The organism is Tenacibaculum profundicola, assembly GCF_057220795.1.
On the sequence record NZ_CM170137.1, the window covers coordinates 1,315,358 to 1,336,134 of the forward strand.

At 30.5% G+C, this 20,777-nt stretch carries 27 protein-coding genes; 6 read left to right on the top strand and 21 right to left on the bottom strand.

Going from position 1 to position 20,777, the window contains the following annotated elements; genetic code table 11:
- Positions 1–58: 58 nt before the first annotated feature.
- Both AC2TDS_RS05665 and AC2TDS_RS05670 read right to left on the bottom strand, forming a co-directional pair.
- Complete coding sequence (locus AC2TDS_RS05665) at positions 59–280, bottom strand: hypothetical protein (RefSeq protein WP_484738151.1); 222 nt, start codon at positions 278–280, stop codon at positions 59–61.
- A gap of 30 nt (positions 281–310) precedes the next feature.
- The gene (locus AC2TDS_RS05670) at positions 311–475 is read right to left on the bottom strand and encodes a hypothetical protein (RefSeq protein ID WP_484738152.1); all 165 of its coding nucleotides are present in this window, start codon (positions 473–475) and stop codon (positions 311–313) included.
- 99 nt (positions 476–574) lie between these two features.
- On the opposite strand from AC2TDS_RS05670, the gene AC2TDS_RS05675 reads away from it, so the two are divergent.
- Entirely contained in the window at positions 575–976 is a 402-nt protein-coding gene (locus AC2TDS_RS05675; protein ID WP_484738153.1) for a hypothetical protein, read from the top strand.
- Between the two features lie 112 nt (positions 977–1,088).
- On the opposite strand, the gene AC2TDS_RS05680 is transcribed toward AC2TDS_RS05675, so the two are convergent.
- From AC2TDS_RS05680 to AC2TDS_RS05695, 4 genes are all read right to left on the bottom strand, one after another.
- Complete coding sequence (locus AC2TDS_RS05680) at positions 1,089–1,259, bottom strand: hypothetical protein (RefSeq protein WP_484738154.1); 171 nt, start codon at positions 1,257–1,259, stop codon at positions 1,089–1,091.
- Positions 1,260–1,278: 19 nt separating this feature from the next.
- Positions 1,279–1,977: a hypothetical protein gene (locus AC2TDS_RS05685; RefSeq protein ID WP_484738155.1), complete on the bottom strand. Its 699-nt coding sequence runs from the start codon at positions 1,975–1,977 to the stop codon at positions 1,279–1,281.
- A gap of 19 nt (positions 1,978–1,996) precedes the next feature.
- Positions 1,997–2,176 (bottom strand): hypothetical protein, encoded by a 180-nt coding sequence (locus tag AC2TDS_RS05690; RefSeq protein WP_484738156.1) that lies wholly within the window; start codon positions 2,174–2,176, stop codon positions 1,997–1,999.
- Positions 2,177–2,693: 517 nt separating this feature from the next.
- A complete protein-coding gene (locus AC2TDS_RS05695) occupies positions 2,694–2,960 on the bottom strand; it encodes a hypothetical protein (protein WP_484738157.1) in 267 nt (88 codons plus the stop codon).
- Positions 2,961–3,433: 473 nt separating this feature from the next.
- On the opposite strand from AC2TDS_RS05695, the gene AC2TDS_RS05700 reads away from it, so the two are divergent.
- Positions 3,434–3,640: a hypothetical protein gene (locus tag AC2TDS_RS05700; protein WP_484738158.1), complete on the top strand. Its 207-nt coding sequence runs from the start codon at positions 3,434–3,436 to the stop codon at positions 3,638–3,640.
- A 184-nt stretch (positions 3,641–3,824) separates the two neighbouring features.
- Here AC2TDS_RS05700 and AC2TDS_RS05705 read toward each other — a convergent pair whose 3' ends face one another.
- The 6 genes from AC2TDS_RS05705 to AC2TDS_RS05730 all read right to left on the bottom strand — a co-directional run bounded on the left by AC2TDS_RS05705 (position 3,825) and on the right by AC2TDS_RS05730 (position 9,000).
- On the bottom strand, positions 3,825–4,694 hold the full coding sequence (locus AC2TDS_RS05705; RefSeq protein ID WP_484738159.1) for a hypothetical protein: 870 nt from the start codon (positions 4,692–4,694) through the stop codon (positions 3,825–3,827).
- Between the two features lie 186 nt (positions 4,695–4,880).
- Positions 4,881–5,873 carry a hypothetical protein gene (locus AC2TDS_RS05710; RefSeq protein WP_484738160.1) on the bottom strand — a complete coding sequence of 331 codons (993 nt, stop codon included), beginning with the start codon at positions 5,871–5,873 and terminating at the stop codon, positions 4,881–4,883.
- Between the two features lie 186 nt (positions 5,874–6,059).
- A complete protein-coding gene (locus AC2TDS_RS05715; protein ID WP_484738161.1) occupies positions 6,060–6,833 on the bottom strand; it encodes a hypothetical protein in 774 nt (257 codons plus the stop codon).
- 175 nt (positions 6,834–7,008) lie between these two features.
- Positions 7,009–7,503: a hypothetical protein gene (locus tag AC2TDS_RS05720; protein WP_484738162.1), complete on the bottom strand. Its 495-nt coding sequence runs from the start codon at positions 7,501–7,503 to the stop codon at positions 7,009–7,011.
- Positions 7,504–7,514: 11 nt separating this feature from the next.
- Complete coding sequence (locus AC2TDS_RS05725; RefSeq protein ID WP_484738163.1) at positions 7,515–7,934, bottom strand: hypothetical protein; 420 nt, start codon at positions 7,932–7,934, stop codon at positions 7,515–7,517.
- Between the two features lie 406 nt (positions 7,935–8,340).
- Positions 8,341–9,000: a hypothetical protein gene (locus AC2TDS_RS05730; RefSeq protein ID WP_484738164.1), complete on the bottom strand. Its 660-nt coding sequence runs from the start codon at positions 8,998–9,000 to the stop codon at positions 8,341–8,343.
- A 222-nt stretch (positions 9,001–9,222) separates the two neighbouring features.
- Between AC2TDS_RS05730 and AC2TDS_RS05735 the strand changes: the two genes are divergently transcribed.
- Complete coding sequence (locus tag AC2TDS_RS05735) at positions 9,223–9,429, top strand: hypothetical protein (RefSeq protein WP_484738165.1); 207 nt, start codon at positions 9,223–9,225, stop codon at positions 9,427–9,429.
- 116 nt (positions 9,430–9,545) lie between these two features.
- Here the strand turns inward: AC2TDS_RS05735 and AC2TDS_RS05740 are convergent, their stop codons facing one another.
- The 4 genes from AC2TDS_RS05740 to AC2TDS_RS05755 all read right to left on the bottom strand — a co-directional run bounded on the left by AC2TDS_RS05740 (position 9,546) and on the right by AC2TDS_RS05755 (position 12,182).
- On the bottom strand, positions 9,546–10,097 hold the full coding sequence (locus AC2TDS_RS05740) for a hypothetical protein (RefSeq protein WP_484738166.1): 552 nt from the start codon (positions 10,095–10,097) through the stop codon (positions 9,546–9,548).
- Between the two features lie 179 nt (positions 10,098–10,276).
- Entirely contained in the window at positions 10,277–10,726 is a 450-nt protein-coding gene (locus AC2TDS_RS05745; protein ID WP_484738167.1) for a hypothetical protein, read from the bottom strand.
- 217 nt (positions 10,727–10,943) lie between these two features.
- Positions 10,944–11,444, bottom strand: a complete 501-nt coding sequence (locus AC2TDS_RS05750) for a hypothetical protein (protein ID WP_484738168.1) — start codon at positions 11,442–11,444, stop codon at positions 10,944–10,946.
- Positions 11,445–11,612: 168 nt separating this feature from the next.
- Positions 11,613–12,182, bottom strand: coding sequence for a hypothetical protein (locus AC2TDS_RS05755; protein WP_484738169.1), 570 nt, complete (start codon positions 12,180–12,182; stop codon positions 11,613–11,615).
- Positions 12,183–12,441: 259 nt separating this feature from the next.
- Here AC2TDS_RS05755 and AC2TDS_RS05760 point away from each other — a divergent pair, with 259 nt between their 5' ends.
- Positions 12,442–12,648, top strand: a complete 207-nt coding sequence (locus AC2TDS_RS05760; RefSeq protein ID WP_484736598.1) for a hypothetical protein — start codon at positions 12,442–12,444, stop codon at positions 12,646–12,648.
- Between the two features lie 108 nt (positions 12,649–12,756).
- Here AC2TDS_RS05760 and AC2TDS_RS05765 read toward each other — a convergent pair whose 3' ends face one another.
- From AC2TDS_RS05765 to AC2TDS_RS05775, 3 genes are all read right to left on the bottom strand, one after another.
- Positions 12,757–13,338, bottom strand: a complete 582-nt coding sequence (locus AC2TDS_RS05765; RefSeq protein ID WP_484738170.1) for a hypothetical protein — start codon at positions 13,336–13,338, stop codon at positions 12,757–12,759.
- Between the two features lie 236 nt (positions 13,339–13,574).
- Positions 13,575–14,684: a pyridoxal phosphate-dependent aminotransferase gene (locus AC2TDS_RS05770; protein ID WP_484738171.1), complete on the bottom strand. Its 1,110-nt coding sequence runs from the start codon at positions 14,682–14,684 to the stop codon at positions 13,575–13,577.
- A 135-nt stretch (positions 14,685–14,819) separates the two neighbouring features.
- Positions 14,820–16,190 (bottom strand): IS110 family RNA-guided transposase, encoded by a 1,371-nt coding sequence (locus tag AC2TDS_RS05775; RefSeq protein ID WP_484738172.1) that lies wholly within the window; start codon positions 16,188–16,190, stop codon positions 14,820–14,822.
- A gap of 184 nt (positions 16,191–16,374) precedes the next feature.
- Between AC2TDS_RS05775 and AC2TDS_RS05780 the strand changes: the two genes are divergently transcribed.
- Positions 16,375–16,686, top strand: coding sequence for a transposase (locus tag AC2TDS_RS05780; protein WP_484735911.1), 312 nt, complete (start codon positions 16,375–16,377; stop codon positions 16,684–16,686).
- Positions 16,687–16,727: 41 nt separating this feature from the next.
- The gene (locus tag AC2TDS_RS05785) at positions 16,728–17,582 is read left to right on the top strand and encodes an IS3 family transposase (RefSeq protein ID WP_484738920.1); all 855 of its coding nucleotides are present in this window, start codon (positions 16,728–16,730) and stop codon (positions 17,580–17,582) included.
- A gap of 268 nt (positions 17,583–17,850) precedes the next feature.
- On the opposite strand, the gene AC2TDS_RS05790 is transcribed toward AC2TDS_RS05785, so the two are convergent.
- Together AC2TDS_RS05790 and AC2TDS_RS05795 are read right to left on the bottom strand one after the other, a co-directional pair.
- Positions 17,851–19,365: an IS1182 family transposase gene (locus AC2TDS_RS05790; protein ID WP_484737691.1), complete on the bottom strand. Its 1,515-nt coding sequence runs from the start codon at positions 19,363–19,365 to the stop codon at positions 17,851–17,853.
- A gap of 199 nt (positions 19,366–19,564) precedes the next feature.
- The gene (locus AC2TDS_RS05795; RefSeq protein ID WP_484738173.1) at positions 19,565–19,999 is read right to left on the bottom strand and encodes a hypothetical protein; all 435 of its coding nucleotides are present in this window, start codon (positions 19,997–19,999) and stop codon (positions 19,565–19,567) included.
- Positions 20,000–20,777 lie beyond the last annotated feature (778 nt).

Genomic DNA, 20,777 nt, shown 5'->3' on the forward strand with positions numbered 1-20,777 from the left:
AAAGTTGGTCGGAATTATGAAAACATCTTCCCTTTGCTTTCATAATAATCCTGTATTTTTATTCTGCTAAAATTTTGTTTTGTCGAATACTGATATAATTTTGAGTAAACTCTATTATTTGTTTATCTATACCATATGTTTCAGGTAGATAACCTTTATAAAACCAGTTTACTCTGGCAGATTGCGGTTTAATTCCAAACTCTTTGCCCACTAGTTCCAAAAACTCATTTTTATCTTCGATTTTTGAATACAGTTCAATTATATTAGTGTTCTTCACCATTTTATTAATGTCTTATTTTTTTGGTTAGATTCAAGAGGCAGCTTTTGTCTTCCTCTGTGATTTCCGTATTTTCTGTACAATCATTTCATCATAGTTAATTGATGAAACACCTACCTCAATACTCACATCACACATATCTAATAAATTGAATAGACGTTTGTTTGAAATTGCAGTGTTGTTGTTAGAGGTATTCATATTTTTAGTATTTTTGTGTTGTTGAACAATACAAATGTACACAAAGCGTACATATGAAACAAACAATTCGTACAAAAAACACTTTTTTATTTATTTTTTATGAAGGACAGGATAAATAACATACTTAAAAAGCGTAAGCAACTTGGGATTACATGGGATGAGCTATCAAAAGGCCTGCCTATTGCAGGCAATTCTCTGAGAGTAGCTTTTACAAGAAATAGTGTTGACGAAGTGTATATTGAGCATATTGAACAAACAATACAAAACGTACAGAAACCAAACACCACGTCTAATGCTATAAACAACAAATCCGAAGCTTTTCTTGAAAAAAACGGAATAAAATTTAATTTAGATGAAATCTCTCTATTTGTTGCGAGCAACGAGGAACAGTTTATGGAAAAGAAGATTTTCTCTAATATTATTGAGGTAAGAGTTGCTAAAAGAATTTCGGAAATAACAGCTTCTAAAGAAACATTATTAGAGTACCTGAAACCAAGCTAGATAAATAAATAAACAATTTAATTAAATCTGTAAAATGCTTTGAATAACATTCTGCATAATAATTAAGAGCCCAAAAAAAAAGACCCTATTTTAAGGGTCTTTTTTTTACAAATCATATAGCAAATACACTTTGCATTTTAATATTATCAAAGCTTAAGCTCTTGTATTTGGAAATTTGTTCTTCTTGCTCTCTTACAACCTTCTCTTGCTTTGCTGAATCTTCTTTTTTAATTTGACTGGAGTCTTTCAGCCTCCTTATAATGTCTTCTTTTACAATTGTCATAGAATATAACTTTAGGGGATTATTTTCCATTTTTTGAAATCTTATCTAATAAAATCCATTTTTCGTCTTCTTGGCTTTCTTTGGTATTATTGAGAACATGGTTTACTAAATCCCTTATATTATCAAGCAACCTTTCTTCAATACTAAAAGAACGTCTTAAAACGTGATAAATAAAATATGACAAAGGAAACAATAGGCAAACTAGATAAGCAGTATATACACTTAAGCTAAAATCGTATGTTACTGCGAAGATTACATGATACATCCAAAACAAGGAAACGAAAATAAAACAAATAGAAACATGAGGTTCGTACCACTTCAAAAGATTGTTCTTTTTAAGCTTATTATCTTTTACAGCCAAGTAGCATGAAGCTATAAAAAATGTAAATACCAGTCCGAAAATAAATAACCAATAATTAAGACTACCTCTGCCATTAAAAGAAAATTCGTAAGCATATATTTTTCTCTTTTTTGCTATATTCTTAAAATCAGCTATACGCTTATTTTCATTAATGTTTTTAAGTTTAAAGTATTCTGATTTGCTGATTTTATCATTTAAGAAAAGCTCATCTAAGTTTTTCTCTGTTGTACTCCAAAACTCTTTTAATTCGCCTCTCTGGTTATTTAAAGCTATAATTTTCTCGTTTTCTTTTTTCGTTTTGAAAAACCTATGTGAAAAAGAAGCTGTTACCCCAGCAAATAACAAAGCAACAGCCACAAAATTTATAAGTATTTTCTTAACCCTCTCCGTCGTCGTCAGGGTCTGTATCTTCAATTGATCCGTCATCGTCTGGGTCGACAAGTTGGATTTCGGTTTGGTTTTGTAGTTCATTTTCTAAATCGTTTAATTCGGTGTCAGTACAAGACACAAAGTTTAGCGAAAATGCTAATACTAATAATGCTAATAATTTTCTCATGTTCTATTCTATTAAGGTTTAATATATAATAGAATAAAGATAGAAAAACACATGAAAGTTATTAGAGATTTGTGCCTCAATTTTTTATTGATTATTAACAAAAAAGCGGTTTGCTTTTTAAATTCTGGGAAGAACATCAAAGTTAGCAAGTATTGTTTAAAAACACAAATTAACACGTCATTTTTTCTTTTTGAGAATATAGTTTCTTTTACTTTTTTGATTTCCAAAGGTATAAAAAAACAAATACGGTTTTTTAACCCCTATTATATTACAAAAAATATCAGAACACAAAACCACTGATTACAAATAATTTAAACATAAAAAAGGTTATTGAAATTTATAAATTTCAATAACAAAAAGCGTTTTTATAAAGGGTCTTAAATGGTGTTTTATGAAATAGGGCGTGAAATATTAGGTTTTTCATTTTTGGCTAGGTATTAGGGGTTTTTAATGAAGTTCAAAAAAACATTGTTTTTTTGTAATTAACAATACCCAATAACCCTAGTTCTTTTTAGGGTTAACCCTTAGTTTTAATGTCTTCGATCTTTGTACCGTATAATTTCGCTAATCTTCTATCAACTTTACTATTATTAGATTCGATGATTTTTTTATAAAATGACTCTTCTGAAAATTCAGATGGCAATGTTCTTTTCTTTCGCTTTTTTTTGGTCGTTGATTTCGCTTCTTCTCTTTTTGCTGTGATAACAGACAAAAACAATTTACGTTCTTCCTCCGAGAGAGTACCGAAATACTCCATTGTTTTTATTAAATTATTAGTTGCCATAATTATGATAAATTTACAAAAAAGAAGATATCAAAAAGTGTTTTTTAAAAATCAGTAAAAAAATTAAAGACTTAATAGATCAAAAAAAAACCACTCAATAAATTGAGTGGGAAAATTGCAATAAAAAAGGGAAAGGTTAAAACGCTCATTAGCGAAATAAAAAAACCATAATTTAACTTTTGTATCTTTACCTTTGTAAAATAAAGTGAACTATCTATATATTAATTATAAATCAGTCGAATACTAAAGCGAATACTTTTTACCCGTTTTTTACTAAAAATCAAAAAAGCAGTTACTAATAATCAATCACTTACACACAAAAAATAGTTGCTTTTTAATTCATAACCCTGAGGTCGGCAGTTCAAATCTGCTCCTCGCTACAAGTAACCACCACAATAAAAATGCGCTTTCCAGCGCATTTTTTTATGCTGTAAATTATTTAGTATAGTACCTAGGTATCAAGAACAATTGGAGTGCGACATTTAAATAATGACCAATGGCGCAGATTTCAGAATATATCAGCTATAGAGTATCATATTAGTAAGATCGAGACATTAAAACATCTTAGCTCTACTATTTTTATAGAATATAATAAAGAAAGGTCTAAACTAGATAAGCTAACTAAAAAGCTACCTCCTGAAGAATTACTCCAAGAAATGATTGAGCTTTCAAATAGTTAAGCGCCTAACAATTGCAACCTACTCTTATTTTATAATTCGTTTATTAAATCTTGGACATAAAAAAACACCTTGAAAAAGGTGCTTGTGGTAAGTATATTATATGTTTTATTCCTTATGTGCCCAACAAATCATATAGCGTTAGCCTATCGGCACGCCATATGATTTGTTATTGTGCAATGTTTTTTTATTCTTTATAGTCAGATTCCAATTGCGAATATTGTTTGAATTCGACACCTACATCTTTACCAAGTTCAGTTATAAACTCAGTAATTCTATCTACGTTTGTTTTTGTGATTTCGTCAAATACAATTACAATAGCTAGTTCAACTTTCTTATTACTAAAACCGCTCTTAAATCGGTCAATCTTTAATACAAATTCTTGAATGGAAAGTAAGAGAGGCTTCACACTTCTATGGGAATGCCAATATTTGACTTCAGCTATGATGACTTTAGACGAATTTTGTCCATAAGCATCAAGTTCAAGTTTCATATTGTTAGTAACGATACGCTGATTTGTTCTAAAAGGAATATTGTGCTTAAGTTCAAGTTCTTTAATGGCCCACTTTTCAGAGTTTGCAAATCTTTTTGCAATTTCCTGCTTGTCAAGTTTAGGAGTTTTCTTGATGGCTTCAGTTTTTTCTTGATTTACTGGCTCTTGTTTGATTTTCGGATCAGGAATTTTGTTTGTTGTTAAATCTTCTTCCTCTTCTTCTGCTGAACTCAACAACTCTGCTTCTTTTTCTTGTTTCTCTTTTATCTTTTTCCCGCTCATTGTTTCGATGAATGCATTGTCGTCCCTGAAGTCACTAGGAGCATATAACTTTTCATGGTGGTTGACAACTAAGTATAAAAATGCTCCAAGAATTACTATAGGAAAAATTATAATAAACCAAATAAGCGGAATTCTTTCGACAGGGGAATTCAAATTTGAAATGCTTGTACTTAGTACAAGGCATGCAAATCCGTAAATTAAGGATATGAACAGCCCAATAATACCCAAAGGATTTTTTGTTAGTCCTCTGGCATTTTTCATAAAGTCATTAATTGGATTCATAGGTTTTTAATATTGCAGTAGAGTAGAGCCTGATAGCTATCTCTAGATTTTTTTTTATTACTTGTTTTACCAAATATACAAAAACAGCGCAAACTTATCTTTTTACCCCTTACTGTTAACGGATCAGTCAACAGGACATATAGCGTTAGCCTATCGGCACGCCATATGCTTAGTTATTGTACACTGTTATTTCTCAAAAATATTTTTTATTTGGTTCTTTGTCTTTTTCTCTAAATTCGATATTATTTTTGAATGGTTAGAAAAACCATTTAAAGTAATAATATCAACAAAAAAATCATCTTTATATTCCCCGATAATTACGACTTTTGTCGAGTTTTTAATCGGAATGTTTTTAAAAGTTAGATTATCACTAGTTCTAAAATCACTAATAAAAGAATTTAAATTCTCATAAATAAAGTAAATACAAAAGTTATCAATATCTTCATTTTCAATTGTCAAATCGAAGTTTAAGAAATAATTCGGTTTAACGATTTTGTCTATATTTATCAAACCCAAATTGCTGAACAAACCGACGGATTCAATTTTTTCGAAGGCTATAGATTCCTTCCATGCTTCTTGAATCGTTTCAAATCCAATGCTTTCTAAATTTTCATTTTTAAAATGAAAAATTGAATCTTTATCTATAATCTTACTAGCCCAAATACCACCTCCGATGTGAATACTAAATAAAGTGTCATTTTGAATCTCTTCATTCCATTTAACTTGATTTAACTTATTTAGGTTAGCCGTAAATAGTTTGTTATTTTTCAATTTCCCTTCTGGGAACTGTACAATAAGTTTAGAGTTTTTTTTCAAGTTTAATAATTTATCTCCTGATTTAAAATCAATTCGAATAACTCCAGAAGTTTCTAAAAGTTCCCCTTTACTTGTAATTGTGTTAATATTTTTATAGAGAATATCTTTGAAATCATAAATTTCAGTTAGTTCTGCTTGAATTTTCTCACTCTTTGGAACATCAAATTTTTCGCGCTCAAATTGAATTTTAGTTCCTTTTTCTCCTATTATTTCAAAATAATTTAGTGTATCTAGAAGGAAAGTCTGAATCTTCGAATTATCAAATTCTGAAAGATAATTCTTAGAATTTAACTTGACTGACTCTTTTTTACAACTTATTAGAATTATTGTAAAAATTAATAATAGTAAAAGTACCTTTTTCATAATTGTGTAGTAGAGTAGAGCCTGATAGCTATCTCTAGATATTTTTTTTTGCATTACTTGTTTTACCAAATATACAAAAACAGCGCAAACTTATCTTTTTATCCCTTACTGTTAACGGATCAGTCAACAGAACATATAGCGTTAGCCTATCGGCACGCCATATACTTAGTTATTGGGCTTTCGTTATTATTCGTTATAAATTTCAAAAGCTCCATCATTATCATTTTTATCAGTATCAAATTCAGGGTTTTTAGTATGGATTCCTTTTTTCCAGTTTTGTAATATCTTATCAGTTGATACTGAGATTGATTGAGAGAATATCATCTGAGAGGGGTATTTTCCCCAAGGATTTCCATAAGTTGCTTGCTCATATATAATTTTGACAGAATCTCCATATAATGTTTTAAATAATTTAGGAAACTTTTTACTTTTCAAAGGTAGTTGATAATTTGTATAGGGGTTGAACAAGAGTGGGTTCCAGTTTTTAGCACTAATTGTTTCATTATTTTTCAATTGTTCAAGATATATTCCAGTTCCACATCCAAATCCACCAAACGGAATTAAATAACCTTTTCCATTTTTGTAGACTATTATGTTTTCTCTTACTCTTGAAAAAGGAGAGCCCCAACTCATATAATACATTCTTTCACCAGATATATTTGTTAATTTCAAAGAAATAGTATCTAGTTTTTCAAATTCGGTTTTTATAAAACTCCATTTTAAAGGTCTTCTTTCCTGTTTCTTTACTGAGCTCCAAACACTAGTTTTATTAACATTTGTACTATCCCATAGATCATTAAAATATTTTATCGAATCTGGTTTTGTTATAAGCTTTTCAGCTATAAATAAATCTATATATTTTTCTCTACTATAATTCGGTTTATGAAATATGTATAAAAGAATGATTCCACCAAAAGTGATGAAGAGAATGAGTAGAATTATTCTTTTAATTATTTTCATATGTTTTTTAATGAAGCCGTAGAGTAGAGCCTGATAGCTATCTCTATATTTTTTTTTTTTGCATTACTTGTTTTACCAAATATACTAAAACAACGCAAAATTATCTTTTTACTCCTTGTTATCAACGGATCAGTCAACAGGATATATAGCGTTAGCCTATCGGCACGCCATATGCTTAGTTATTAGGCACTTTATTTATTTTATATTCAACTTGAACAGGTTTCAATATTTCTTCTGATTCAAGCGTGGCGAGTAATTGCTTTAATTTGTTTAATCTAGGCTGTTGATTATTCATCCAACCCTTATCTGTAATGGGAGCTCCTATGATACCTAAAACACTTTCTGGTGTTAACATTAATTGTTCATTTCTATCATTTAATTCTAGTATCAGATCTTTTAAATGATTAACTGTAAGACTTTCGGGTTCCATCTTTCCAATCTCAGAATACTTCATCCAGAGTGGTTCAATTTCGTCACTATTAGTCTTCTTTTCTCCTAAAGATTTTAAACCTTCAAGCATTTTCTCATCTTCAATATAAAAAGTCGTTGGATGAGGGGAAGACGGTTTTGAAGCAACGGTTAATAATTGACCTAAACGAAAGTCTGGGTTGTCTCTCCAAACTCTTTCAAGTTCCTTGAGGATTTCTGGTATTCTGTTTATATCTCTCACTAATTTATTGTCTATTCTGAATCATCAATTATCTCCGATAAATGGAGGTCTAAGTCTTTCATTACTTGATTAACATCATATTCGAAATCTTTAGGAATGTTAACAGTTGCTATTCCTCCAAAGTCAACTTGCCAGAATCCACCTCTTTTCATAAGCTCATCACCTAACATTCTATATTCAGATTCTTTGTATTTAGGATTTAGGAAAAAGCGTCTTGTAATAAAGTTTGAGTCCTTAGTAATTCTTATAATTTCATGCTTTCCTTCAGCATTAATTCTTGTTTCGAATTCAGTTCCAAGGGTCAAACGGCAATTCCAAATGTCATTATCAGTCATACGGAATTTATTTTCAGCTAGTTGTTCAACATACATAGTTGCAGTTGACCTTTCTCTCTTGTCATAGAATTCTATTTTGACTTCTTTGCTGTCCATTTCTTATTGTGCCGTAGAGTAGAGCCTGATAGCTATCTCTATATATATATTTTTGCATTACTTGTTTTACCAAATATACAAAAACAAAATAGCTATCAGTGCCCCCTTCATCAAACCGTACATGAAGTTTTCCCTCATACGGCTTACCGAATAGAGTTCTTCATTCCGCTTTCGAGAGTGTCTTTAAGCGAGCAACTTTTCTATGTCTAGAAGATTATACAATCTAACTAATGTCTCATAGGGACGCTGGCGAAGCTTCAGTTACAAAAAACAGCACAAACGTATCGTTTCCCCCCTTACTGTCAACGGATCAGTCAACAAGGCATATAGCGTTAGCCTATCGGCACGCCATATACTTAGTTATTGTGGCTAGTTATTCCCCGCTATCTTCTTCGTTAATATCAAATTATGACGGTGGCGGTGGGATAATTCTTTTGCCTTGCATATGTGAAAAATCGAAAAATGAAAATCTCGTATCATTTAGCTCATCAATACCATTTTTCTTTTTGTTTGTCAATTTGTTATATGGTAAGCCATACCATTTATCGGACAAATAATTTTTATAAGAATTAATTCCATCACTTACTTCGTTTAACGCTAATTTAAGTGATTTTATAGGAAAAGGCTTGTCATAAAACACTATATCAAAATGAACTTTCGAGATTGAATCCCACATTTTTGATTCGGGAATTTGAACATTATATTTATGTGTTGATACATTAGGGATTCCGTTTTTCAAATATTCAAATGTTGTAAAACTCAAAGAGTCTATACTCTTTAACTCTTCATCAAATAGTACTTTTTCGTCATCTACAATACTTAAAGATGTATTGTACTTTCCACATCCTAAAAAACCTGCTACACTATCTCGCAAAAATAAATATTCTGATAATGCTTTCTCAATATTTTGTGATTTTGGGTACTTTTGGATATATGCGGCATAATCAAAATATTCTCTTGATTTTTTAGTTTCTACCCAATCATTTTCTGAATGCTTATTTTCCTCAACACTTTTGCATTGAATTGTCAGAATAAAAATAAAAGATAATTTTAATGCTGTTCTCATTTTTTTAATTAGCCACAACTAGTGTATATGCACAATTGCGCATATCTACCTTTCAAATATAAATAAATAGGACTGAGATTAAAAGTGTTTTTTATGAAATGAACATGGGTATAATCCTAAATCTTTTTAATACTACAAACGCAAGCAAGGAGTAAATCATACTCTTATTAATTTTGCAACATGTACCTTAAATATTTCGCCCAAGTCCTAAAGAACGTAGGAGTGCCACATTTGAATAATGACCAATGGCGCAGATTTCAGAATATATCAGCTATAGAGTATCATATTAGTAAGATCGAGACATTAAAACATCTTAGCTCTACTGTGTTTATAGAATATAATAAAGAAAGGTCTAAACTGGATAAGCTTACTAAAAAACTACCTCCTGAAGAATTGTTACAAGAAATGATTGATCTTTCAAATAGTTAAGCGCCTAACAATTGCAACCTACTGGCTATGTGACTTTTTTTTGTTTTTTATTCCTTATGTGCCCAACAAATCATATAGCGTTAGCCTATCGGCACGTCATATGCTTAGTTATTGTGCTACGTTATTTTTTTCAGAAGTTTTTCGTAACTATATTTTCTTTTTGCTCTTTTTTTTATTCCTCTTATATAACCTTTAACTTCATTCGTTTCAGGAAAGTATTCTAACCACTTTTCAGAACATCCACCAATTGCATAATCATTTTCGTCTTCATTAGGTTGACTATAATCGGTTTTTCGAGTTTTGTAAATTCCGAAAATATAGATTTTATTAATTTCAAATAAGTGAATACTTTCCCGACAATCAACTCCGTCACTTCCATAAATTTCAAAAATTTTCCGTTCTTCTTTTCCTTTTATTAATTCAATAACTTCAACTTTTATTGATTGATAGTATTCTTTGTCTGTCTTGATTAAATAATCTCCAAAACTTTCTTCACTACTTAATGTTTTTCCATCTTCAAAATGCCATAACATTTCAACAACCTTGGCTTTAATTATTACTTCAGAATATTTAGAAGATTTTATAAAATTCCCTCCCCATTCACAATCACAAGCAAAAGTTAGACTTGAAATTAGAAGTAAAATTATAATTAGAAACTGTTTTCTCATAATGTAGTAGTAGAGTAGAGCCTGATAGCTATCTCTATATTTTTGTATTACTTGTTTTACCAAATATACAAAAACAGCATAAACTTATCGTTTTACCCCTTACTGTCAACGGATCAGTCAACAGGATATATAGCGTTAGCCTATCGGCACGCCATATACTTAGTTATTGTACACCGTTTTTATGCTGAAACACCTAAATCAATAGGTTTCCAGTTTTCAATATCAATTCCATAAATAGTAAATCCCCTTTTTTCAATAAAGTTGATTTCCCATTTATTCAGTTCAGTCGGATTTTTAGGAATATTTATAAAACTTACATCCAAATCCTTTTGAATTGATATTTTTGAACTGCTTCTGTCAATTTCCTGTATTTCTTTATTTAGATAATTTTCCAAATTATTAACCAGTTCAGGATATTTCTTTTCAATTTCTAAAATGAGTTTTCTTTGTATATCACTTATTCCAGTCTTATTATTGTATACATAAAACTCAACCTTTTCATTTAGTGAGTCAATCTTTCGGTTAACATTCCAGTATGCTTCGTCCAACTTACTTGATTTTTTGAACGTTAAAACACCAAGAGTATCGTCTATTGTTTTAGTCCGTTTTGTTCTAAAGATATTCAGCATTCCAGATTTCTATAATGTTGTACAACGTTAAATATATGGCAAGTTGGGCAGAAAACAAGCGATTATTTTCGGTTTAGCCACAAGCCAAATCTTTTTATTTTGTTTTAATTTTTCTCTTTTAATACCAAATCAAAAGATTTGGCGACTTTGCAAATAGACAACAATCTTTCGATTAAGCACTAATTGCCCAATTTGCTATATATAGTGTTAACACCTTTTATTTTTTCAATTCTAAAATTTCGCTCATTTGAGGAGTTGTTTTGGAGTATAATATTGTTATTGTGTCTCCAATAGTTAGTGTCTTTTCAGGGTTTTCTTTAGTTGATGTGTAATATAATTTATGATCCACTGAATACTTAGCTTTAACAGACCAAACGTCAGCTCTACTTTTTCGTTTAACTAGCCAAGCTTTTTCAATTATTCCATAAGTCCGTTTTCCATTGTTTTTTAATTCCATATCGCTTTGCACTCCAAGCCATAAACCAAAAGGAATTCCCAGAAAGACAGAAATATATGCAATTCCAGTTCTTACTTTTTTAGCAAGAGAAGTTAATTCCAGTGATTTATATAAGAAATATGGTAAAACAAGGAATATAGCTCCGAAAACAATCCATCTCATTATTCCACTTCCGGAATAGAAAACATCTTTTGGTAGAACAAATAGTATTATAAGCCAAACAGCCAGATAAAAAAAAGGAAATAGCTTGTTTAAGTTCATTTCTAAGTTAAATATTCAGTTTTAATTGGTGTTAACGGTTTGGCTATGCCCAGTAAGGGATTTCAAAGCACTTCCGTTTCAATTTATTACTAGTTTTCATTACAGGCATTTACTTTCAAATTACTACTAAAACCCTTATTGGGTATAGCCTTTGTTGTGCTTTCGTGCTTATTCTTTTTTTTCCATTTCTTTCATATTGAACATTACTCCTGCTTCATCAATAGGCGTATTACATACAAATTTTTCAGCATACTTTTTATTTATTAAAGGTCTTGTAAACTCCATTGGTTGTTCTCCTTTAATATCCACAGCCATAAATATAGAGTCATTTCGCCTAAAAAACTCAAAATTATATTCATGTCCTTCAGGATATGAACTTTTGAAGTCAGTATAAATAAAATGTCTAAATGAGTAATAGTATGAGTCATCATAAATGACCAAGAAATCATTTTCCCCAAAGTCGGTTTCAAGATTTCCTTTGTCATTTCCGTTAAAAACTGTTTTTAAGTTTGTCGAAAATAGTTCAAGGTCATTTTCTCTATTAATTGAAGTAAATCCTTTTCTAATTTCAACTTTGTCTATTGATAGACCATCATTTGTCTCTACTATTATTTGATTGTCATTTTTAGAACAACCAATCAGCAAGATGAAAGAAATAATCAGAAATCCGTATTTATTTTTCTTGTTCATATTTTTCTCTGCATGAAGCACAACTAATGTATATGCACAATTGCGCATATCTACCTTTCAAATATAAGTAAATAGGGCTGAGATTAAAATTGTTTTTAGGGTTGATTGTATATCTAGGTTTAAGTTTAACATCTAATTACTAAAATTTCATTGATTTCCCCTGTGTTTATACTTCTATATGAAATGAACATGGCTATAATCCTAAATATATTTAATACTACAAACGCAAGCAAGGCGTAAATCATACTCTTGTTAATTTTGCAACATGTACCTTAAATATTTCGCCCAAGTCCTAAAGAACGTAGGAGTGCCACATTTGAATAATGACCAATGGCGCAGATTTCAGAATATATCAGCTATAGAGTATCATATTAGTAAGATCGAGACATTAAAACATCTTAGCTCTACTGTGTTTATAGAATATAATAAAGAAAGGTCTAAACTGGATAAGCTAACTAAAAAGCTACCTCCTGAAGAATTACTCCAAGAAATGATTGAGCTTTCAAATAGTTAAGCGCCTAACAATTGCAACCTACTGGTTATGTGACTTTTTTTTGTTTTTTATTCCTTATGTGTCCAACAAATCATATAGCGTTAGCCTATCGGCACGCCATATGCTTAGTTATTGTAGCACGTTTTTTATATTCTTTCCAAATAAAATTATTGTAAAGGCAATTAGCGTTAAAGAATATCCAGAAACTAATCTAAGGGGTACAGGTATAATATGCCATAAAATTAGAGTAGCTATAAGAAGAATACCTATTCCTATTTTCTCTTTGTTTAAGTAATTAAGGCTTAAAATCAGCAAGCCAAGATTAAAGACTTTTGCACTTGGTCCTATTACAATAAATGTTATCCAGATTGACGGAACCTGTGAAATATGATTTGTAAATTCAATTCGCATTTCTTCATTAGGAAAACTCCACCAAATAAAATCCAAAATGCACATTCCAACGATACAGGCTATTCCAATTAGAGTTAATGGAATTCCAATAATGCTATAAACTTTTTTAGGAAATGAGACAACCTGAGGAATAAGACAAACCACTCCAATTAACAAAAACCAATGAGCAAAATCAATAGGTTTTTGGCTATATACAAAATCATTGCCTTGCGCTATCAAAAGTTGTCCTGTTAATAGGAAAATAAGTCCAAGGATAAAAAATATCTTATATGTCATTTCGGTTTTTGTATTTGAGTTCATTATTAAATTCCCTTATAAGACTTCTGTTCCAAAAGAATGTTACACTTTATGAAAAAAGACGACTAATCTTGTAATTCAATATTCAACTTTAATGTGCTACAACGTTAAACTGTATGGTTAGTGGCGTATTAAAGTGTCGAAATTTTTAGTTTATTAAAGAATTTAATTGAATAAACTGAACTTTGAATTTAGTAAAATATAGCCATTAATTATACAGATTGTTGTGTGCAGTTTTTTTATTTTAGAGCATTAATAAATCGCACCATTTCCTTCATAGTCCCGACTGTAATTCTCGACCATTTTCCGTTTTCTTCATAAATTTTAGTTCCTACAATATTATTCTTTTCCAGTTGTTTAAAGAAATCTTTTCTATAACCTGAAAATGAAAAATAAATAAAATTTGTGTTTGATGGGATACATTTAATATTTAGAAGTTCTAGGTTCTCAATTGTATATTTTTTTACTTTTTCATTATTTGCATAAACTTCCTTTTTAAAGTCCTCATCTTTTAATGACGTTAAAGCACCTGCTATTGATACAACGCTAACACTTCCGTTTGGCCAAGATTGTAATTGACTAATTTCATTAATAGTATGTTCATTTGCTACAGCATAACCTATTCTTCCACCCGCTAACCCATACATTTTTGAAAAAGTTTTAGCAATAATTAAATTTTTATTTTCAGCAACAAGATTACTTAATGATTGTTGAGTTGTAAACTCAATGTATGCTTCATCTACTAATACAATTACTTTTTTTGAAGCTTCTTTTATAAACGAAATAAGCTCTTCCCTTTCACAAATTGTTCCTGTAGGATTATTTGGATTACAAATATAAACCATTCTTGTATCTAGATTAATAGCTTTTAACATTTCTGTTAAATTAAGTTTTTTATTTTTTGTTAATGGAACAGTAACTTTTTTAAGTCCTAATTGTTTTGCTGGATAAGTCCAATAACTGTATGATGTTTTAGGTAAAATAAAGCTACCTTTTTTTAAAGCCGTAAATCGAAGTACTAAATCTAAAATTTCTGTCGATCCCGCTCCTAAAAGAATATTTTTATTAGTTACATTGTTTTGTTTAGCGATAATTTTAACCAATTCTGGTGTCAAAGTCCAGCCATACCTATTACTAATATTAACACTTTCCTTCATTGCAATTCTTGCTAAAGGTGATGGTCCATATGGATTTTCGTTAGACCTTAATAAAATCCGAGAATCATTTGATTCAAGATTTATATTGTCAATTATTGTATTTGGATTGGCAAAAGTATCAAGTTGTCCTATACTTAAACCAGCTAATCCTAAACCAACTTTTTTTAACCAATTTCGTCTATTATTTTCCATATGCATTATTCTAATTCACTCTATATGACGCAAGAATTTTTAAATGTTACTTCTCTTAATTTAATTTTAACTAAATTTAAAGATTTGTTGGGAATTCTGAGTAACGTTTTCTACGCCCATTGATTTTACTAGCTTTTAAATAGGTTTTGTTTTACTCATTCTAGCGTCTAAATTAGCGATTTGTTTTTGAAGTTCCATAACTTTTCTCTTTCTTTTCTGGTCAAGATACTCATAAACTGTTGGAGGATTATATTGTATATTTTTGTGTAGCATATTCCAGAGTATTGTAGCTAATTTTCTTGCGGTAGCAGAAACAGCAACAGCTCTACCTTTCCTGTATGCTATTCTATTGAAGAAGTTTGAAAGATGAGTGTCTTTAAGATTACCGATGGAATTAGCGGCTTGCCTGAGCGCTATTTTAAGTCTATTACTGCCTTTAGGGGTTCTACTGCTAAGAATACGTCCACCAGAAATTTTATTGTTGGGAGCTAGTCTTAACCAAGATGTAAAATGTTGAGCATTTTGGAATTTTAGTATTCCTTTTTCACCAAGTTCACTCATTAATGTAAGGATAGTCCCATGACTAAATCCTTCTATAGCATATAAATCTACACCATCAAAATATTGATATGAAATAAGGTTCAAATCTATGTTTTTAGGCGTGTTTTTATTTATTCTTTTATGTACTTTCTTATCAATATAAAGTGATTTTTTTACTTCATCTTGATTCACAAATTGCTCTAAAATATTTTTTATTTCAATATCACATTCTATTATTAATTTTTGAGTGTCTTGGTATTTTTGCAACTCTTGTTTTAAAACAAATAAGTAATCTTGACGATTATTACTTTGTAAAGCTTTAGCAATTTCTTCTTCTGATTTTTTACAATTCCCATGTCTTAATTTAGCGAGTTCTTTTCCACTTGTTTCTCCATTACAAATTTTATTAATAATTCGTAAACCAGTTAAACCAACAATGTCCTTTACCACAATGTCTAATCTTAAATTCATTAGCCTCATGTTTTGAGCCATTCTTTTGGATGCTTTTGAAGTAGTCTGAATTAAATTACCCCGGTGTCTAACCAAAGTTCTTAGGTGCTCTGTTTCTAAATCAGGTAAAAAACTTCCACTTAAAAGCCCTAAAGTATGTAGTCTTTGAATCCACATACAATCCAAAACATCTGTTTTTTTTCCTTTGATATTTTTGGTGAATTTTCCATTTGTTAGAATTACCTCAATAGATGAATTCTGTAATTCAGTATATAAATTTTGCCAATACGAACCTGTAGATTCCATAGCTACAGTTTTTACATCATTTTCAAGTAACCACTTGAGTAATTCTTTCATGTCCTGAGCATAAACTCCAAACTCTTTTACATCAGAGTGTTCTTGATTAATTGCTACAAAATGTGAGCGACTTCCAATATCAATTCCAGCTGCATTAGGATTAATGATATCCATTTTTAATTTTCTTTTTGCCATTCTTTTTGCCATTCTTTTTGCCATTCTTTTTGGTTTAAATGAATAAAAATGTCCAAAGAGAATGTATATTGTAATCAAGAAAATATTCTGAACGAGATATCCATAAAGGATTCATCAATGAGATTATCACAAGCCTTTGATACTGGTTAATTTAGCCCCCAATAAGTTCGGAGTGTTCTTTTAAATTTCAAACTAATATATTTGAGATATGAAATACAAGAAATGGAGTTTAGCTCAGAAGTTGGAAATACTATCTAGTTCAGAAGAGATAGGTATAGTAGAAGCTTGTCGAAAGTATGGAGTTAGTACAGGTACTTTTTATAGTTGGAGAAAGAAGTTTGACCACCAAGGAGAAGCAGGTTTAAAAGTTACTTATGAGACTAAGAGTAAAGAATTAAGAGCTGCAGAAGAAGAGAATCGAGTACTCCGTAAATTACTTAGCGATAGAGAGATTGAACTAGAAGTGCAACGAGAACTTTTAAAAAAAAAGTTTGGGACGTCAGATCCAAGAAAGATTTAGTAGATCTTACTTATAAAAAGCATAAGTGTAGTAAAACTAAAATCATTAAAATGGTTGGTATGGTAGAGAGTAGTTATTATAGAACACCTAGTGGTGGTCAGAAAGGAAATAAACCTTCTAAACTTACTTATCATAACACTAAAGGGCTGGTAGACCAAGCAGACGTTATAACTTCAATTAAAAATATTTTAAGTCATGAATTTATAGACTGTGGATATCGATTAATGTGTTCTTATTTAAAGAAAGAAGGTTATATGATAAATCATAAAAAGCTGTATCGAATAATGAAACAAGCTAATATGTTGAAATTAGAACACAGAATAAACAGAAGTGGTTCTGGTCGGAAGTTTGTGAAATATAGAAAAGTAATGACCTCACGTCCAATGGAGTGTTTAGAAATGGATATAAAGATGGTATGGATTCCTAGTGTAGGTAAAAATGCTTATTTACTCTCGATAATTGATGTACATACTCGTAGAATCTTAAAAGACTATTTTTCTTTTTCTATAAAACAACAACAAGTAATAACACTCCTTTCCCTTATGCTTGAACAATACCAATATCCTGAAAAAATTGTTATTAGAAGTGATAATGGAAGTCAATTTATAGCTAAAAGTGTTCGTGAGTACTTAGAATTAATAGGTGTGAGCCAGGAGTTTACTCATGTAGCTACACCAGAAGAAAATGCACATGTAGAAGCGTATCATGGAATACTGATAAAAGAAGTCTTTCAACGATTTGAGTATAGAACTTTCGGAGAAATAGAACAAATACTAAAAAGGTACGTGATTTTCTATAACAACACAAGGCACCATGGGCTATTAGGAAGAATAACTCCTATGGAAAAATGGAACCAAGACAAACGCTTAATTTTAATGCAAAAAACAGTAGCTTAATTAATAATCGAAATTTAAAAGATTACTCTTGTTTTATAGGGGTCAAAACACTGGTATATCAAAGGCTTTTTACATTCCAACCAGAATTGCGCGAGAGCTTTGAAGGCATCAATTAAAAATCGGTCTAACAATGAACCCTAATAAGATACAAAACGTTACCTTAAAGAGATTATTTTTCGGAAAAGAGGGGAATTGCACACAACGGGAGTTTGCGCACAAACTCTGATTATTATTGTAAAAGTAGCTATTATTTCTTTTTTAGCTTGTTCTAAGGGTGCTTAATTATTAGTGGATTTACAACGAGGAAGTTACTTTTAAATAAATAGGGTCTTGTAAAGTCTAAAAATAGCTTGTATAGGTGCAAAATATGTCGGTCAAGCGCTTTTAGCTTGTTTTTTAGATCGTTTGGAGTAAAAATAGACATAAGTCTTCTAAGGTTGTAAACCATCATCATCAAATTAACTTCTGAAAGTACGTTTTCTTTGCCTTTCATAAGTGTAAAGGTAAATCCCCATTGTCGTTTTAAAGTGCCGAATTGATGTTCGGTTACTTGTTGCCTTAACCTATAATAGTCTGGATTTGAATCTACTCTTTTTTTATTATTCTCAAGGGCTTCTTGGTAAATGGATCGTTCAATAAATCGTCCGTTTTTATTGGTGGTACATTGTGCTCTAAGGTCACAATTTTTACAGGCTTGTCGGTTTTTATAATGTTTTACTTTATGCTTGTTTTTATTGTAAATAGTTCCGTTGGTTTTAAGTAGTTTATTAGCAGGACAGGTATAATAGTCTTGTTGTGGATTGTATTTAAAAATTTGCATATCATACAAGCCGTTGTTTTGAGAAGAATGTGCCTTTGGTGATGAAAATGTTGTAATGTTATTTTTGGTGCAAATATCAATGTGCTTCCCTGTTGTATAACCTTTATCTGTCAAAACATTCATCTGTTTCAATTTTAGTATTTTTTTTGCATCTAAAGCCATTGGAGACAGCGCATGAGTGTCGTTTACTGTTCCCGTATCGTTATTAATAAATAGGTTGTGTTTACTATCACATCCAGCCTGTATACAATAACCTACATTGATGATGTTTCGGTGTAGCACCACACTTCTGGCATCTGGATCGCTTAAACTTATTTGTGTTTGTTCACTATCAATAAGTTGCTTTTCTATGTTTATATAATTAAGTTTTTTATTATGCTGATACTCTATTTTATGTTTGATTTTTTCTTGTTTATCGAGCTCATCTTCTTGTTCTAATTGACTTAGGTATTCATTTATTTTATCATCAATATACTTGATATGCCTGTCAATTTTCTTTTGGTTAAAATTGTTTTTGAGTGCATTCTGAGCTCTAATTTTAAATGAATCTATTGCTATAGTTTGACCATCAATAAGCTCCATGTCTTTAAGCATTAGTACAAAATATCTAAAGGCCTGTTTAAATGCTTTTGAATTATCTTTTCTAAAGTAAGCAATTTTACGAGCTGATGGTTTGAGTCCTTTGATTAGCCAAATCACTTCCATATTAACCTGACAGGCATGTGCTAACTTGCGTGATGATCGTAAATGATTTTTGTAGCCGTACAACAATAGTTTCAATAAGTCTGTTGTGGCATATGGTGGACGTCCCTGACTTGCATGTTCATGCTTAAAACCTAAAGTATCTATTGGTAAACACGCTACAAACAAATCAACTATTCTAGCCCAAGAGTCTTGTTTTACAAATTCATCAAACGATATCATTTGTAATTGATTTCGGTCAAATCCTTGAATAAAATCCATATAAAAATTAGTGTTTAATTACACTATTAAAATACGAATAGTTAATCAAATTTAAAACCTTTATAGTAAGAGTTTTTGCGCAGTCTGACGGTCTCGTATAACCGTCAGTTACGGGTTTAAAGTCACTGTTTTTCGGTTAAGCACTGACACTTGCAATTCCGAGTGGATTCGGACTCAGTCAAATCCGCCGTAATTGCGGTTATACATTGTTGTATGCTGGCTTTTCATTCAGTAATTCTATTATTTTTGGTTGAATTATCCATATTCCAATTGGAAAAAACCAAAATCCTAACATATACCAACCATAACCTTCTTTTTTATTTCTCAACGTAGTAATGCATCTTGATAAAAAGTAGATTGTGTGAATCATAGAATACATTAAAATCAGATGAAGAGGAATAATTAACCAAGCTTTCCAACCATATTCAGCAATGTTTTCATTATTTATTTCATAACCACCTACAGTCAAGAAAATAATTAAAAGATATGTAACAACGAAACCAATTTGAATTTTAAATCTTTTTAGGTTCAAAATAGATTTATCGTTCAGTTTGTTGTGCAATTTCTCTCCAACTCCTAAAGTCCAGTAAGTGAATAAGCATAACCAGATTATCATTAGTACAATTCCAATCATTGTTTCAGAAAAGATTGATAGTATGATTATTGACAAAAACATAATCCAAGGCTTTACAGTCAGTATATTATTCAATTGGTCTTTCATTTTTCAGCTTGCATACAACGTTTTTGTAATAACAGTGCCGTGAAATGCGGCTGGAACTTAGCGCGCAAAGGCAGGCATTGGTTTTACATGTTGTTATGTATGGATAGCGACACGTATTGCTTGGCGACAAATACACACATAACTTTTAATTTATTTTTAAAGAAGCTTTGTACAAAAGCCGAAGCTTACACTTGGCTTATACAAAACTAACTCAACCAAAGATAAAAAATAGGTTTTATAATTCTCCTTAATTTTTATCGTTTAATATCAATCCTAAAATCTTTATAAATGCTTACAAAATCACAGTCTTATTCTCATTCATTATAGTAAGCAATTTTTAGTTTTTGTTCTTATCCTCTATCCACCCAAATTGGAATTTATTTGTTTTCAAAACCATTCAGAGCGGTCATACATAACGTTTGTGTAATAACAGTGCCGTAAAATGCGGCTGGAACTTAGCGCGCAAAGGCAGGCATTGGTTTTACATGTTGTTATGTATGGATAGCGACACGTATTGCTTGGCGACAAATACACACATAACTTTTATTTTTTTTTAAAGAAGTTTTGTACAAAGCCGAAACCTACACTTGGCTTATACAAAACTAACTCAACCAAAGATAAAAAATAGGCTTTATAATTCTGACCTTAATTTTTATCGTTTAATATCAATCCTAAAATCTTTATAAATGCT

Excerpts from the sequence above, each read along its gene's own strand:
- AC2TDS_RS05665 (WP_484738151.1), bottom strand. The coding sequence starts at position 280 with ATGGTGAAGAACACTAATATAATTGAACTGTATTCAAAAATCGAAGAT.
- AC2TDS_RS05670 (WP_484738152.1), bottom strand. The coding sequence starts at position 475 with ATGAATACCTCTAACAACAACACTGCAATTTCAAACAAACGTCTATTC.
- AC2TDS_RS05675 (WP_484738153.1), top strand. The coding sequence starts at position 575 with ATGAAGGACAGGATAAATAACATACTTAAAAAGCGTAAGCAACTTGGG.
- AC2TDS_RS05680 (WP_484738154.1), bottom strand. The coding sequence starts at position 1,259 with ATGACAATTGTAAAAGAAGACATTATAAGGAGGCTGAAAGACTCCAGT.
- AC2TDS_RS05690 (WP_484738156.1), bottom strand. The coding sequence starts at position 2,176 with ATGAGAAAATTATTAGCATTATTAGTATTAGCATTTTCGCTAAACTTT.
- AC2TDS_RS05695 (WP_484738157.1), bottom strand. The coding sequence starts at position 2,960 with ATGGCAACTAATAATTTAATAAAAACAATGGAGTATTTCGGTACTCTC.
- AC2TDS_RS05705 (WP_484738159.1), bottom strand. The coding sequence starts at position 4,694 with ATGAATCCAATTAATGACTTTATGAAAAATGCCAGAGGACTAACAAAA.
- AC2TDS_RS05710 (WP_484738160.1), bottom strand. The coding sequence starts at position 5,873 with ATGAAAAAGGTACTTTTACTATTATTAATTTTTACAATAATTCTAATA.
- AC2TDS_RS05715 (WP_484738161.1), bottom strand. The coding sequence starts at position 6,833 with ATGAAAATAATTAAAAGAATAATTCTACTCATTCTCTTCATCACTTTT.
- AC2TDS_RS05725 (WP_484738163.1), bottom strand. The coding sequence starts at position 7,934 with ATGGACAGCAAAGAAGTCAAAATAGAATTCTATGACAAGAGAGAAAGG.
- AC2TDS_RS05730 (WP_484738164.1), bottom strand. The coding sequence starts at position 9,000 with ATGAGAACAGCATTAAAATTATCTTTTATTTTTATTCTGACAATTCAA.
- AC2TDS_RS05740 (WP_484738166.1), bottom strand. The coding sequence starts at position 10,097 with ATGAGAAAACAGTTTCTAATTATAATTTTACTTCTAATTTCAAGTCTA.
- AC2TDS_RS05745 (WP_484738167.1), bottom strand. The coding sequence starts at position 10,726 with ATGCTGAATATCTTTAGAACAAAACGGACTAAAACAATAGACGATACT.
- AC2TDS_RS05750 (WP_484738168.1), bottom strand. The coding sequence starts at position 11,444 with ATGAACTTAAACAAGCTATTTCCTTTTTTTTATCTGGCTGTTTGGCTT.
- AC2TDS_RS05755 (WP_484738169.1), bottom strand. The coding sequence starts at position 12,182 with ATGCGCAATTGTGCATATACATTAGTTGTGCTTCATGCAGAGAAAAAT.
- AC2TDS_RS05765 (WP_484738170.1), bottom strand. The coding sequence starts at position 13,338 with ATGAACTCAAATACAAAAACCGAAATGACATATAAGATATTTTTTATC.
- AC2TDS_RS05770 (WP_484738171.1), bottom strand. The coding sequence starts at position 14,684 with ATGGAAAATAATAGACGAAATTGGTTAAAAAAAGTTGGTTTAGGATTA.
- AC2TDS_RS05775 (WP_484738172.1), bottom strand. The coding sequence starts at position 16,190 with ATGGCAAAAAGAATGGCAAAAAGAATGGCAAAAAGAAAATTAAAAATG.
- AC2TDS_RS05780 (WP_484735911.1), top strand. The coding sequence starts at position 16,375 with ATGAAATACAAGAAATGGAGTTTAGCTCAGAAGTTGGAAATACTATCT.
- AC2TDS_RS05790 (WP_484737691.1), bottom strand. The coding sequence starts at position 19,365 with ATGGATTTTATTCAAGGATTTGACCGAAATCAATTACAAATGATATCG.
- AC2TDS_RS05795 (WP_484738173.1), bottom strand. The coding sequence starts at position 19,999 with ATGATTGGAATTGTACTAATGATAATCTGGTTATGCTTATTCACTTAC.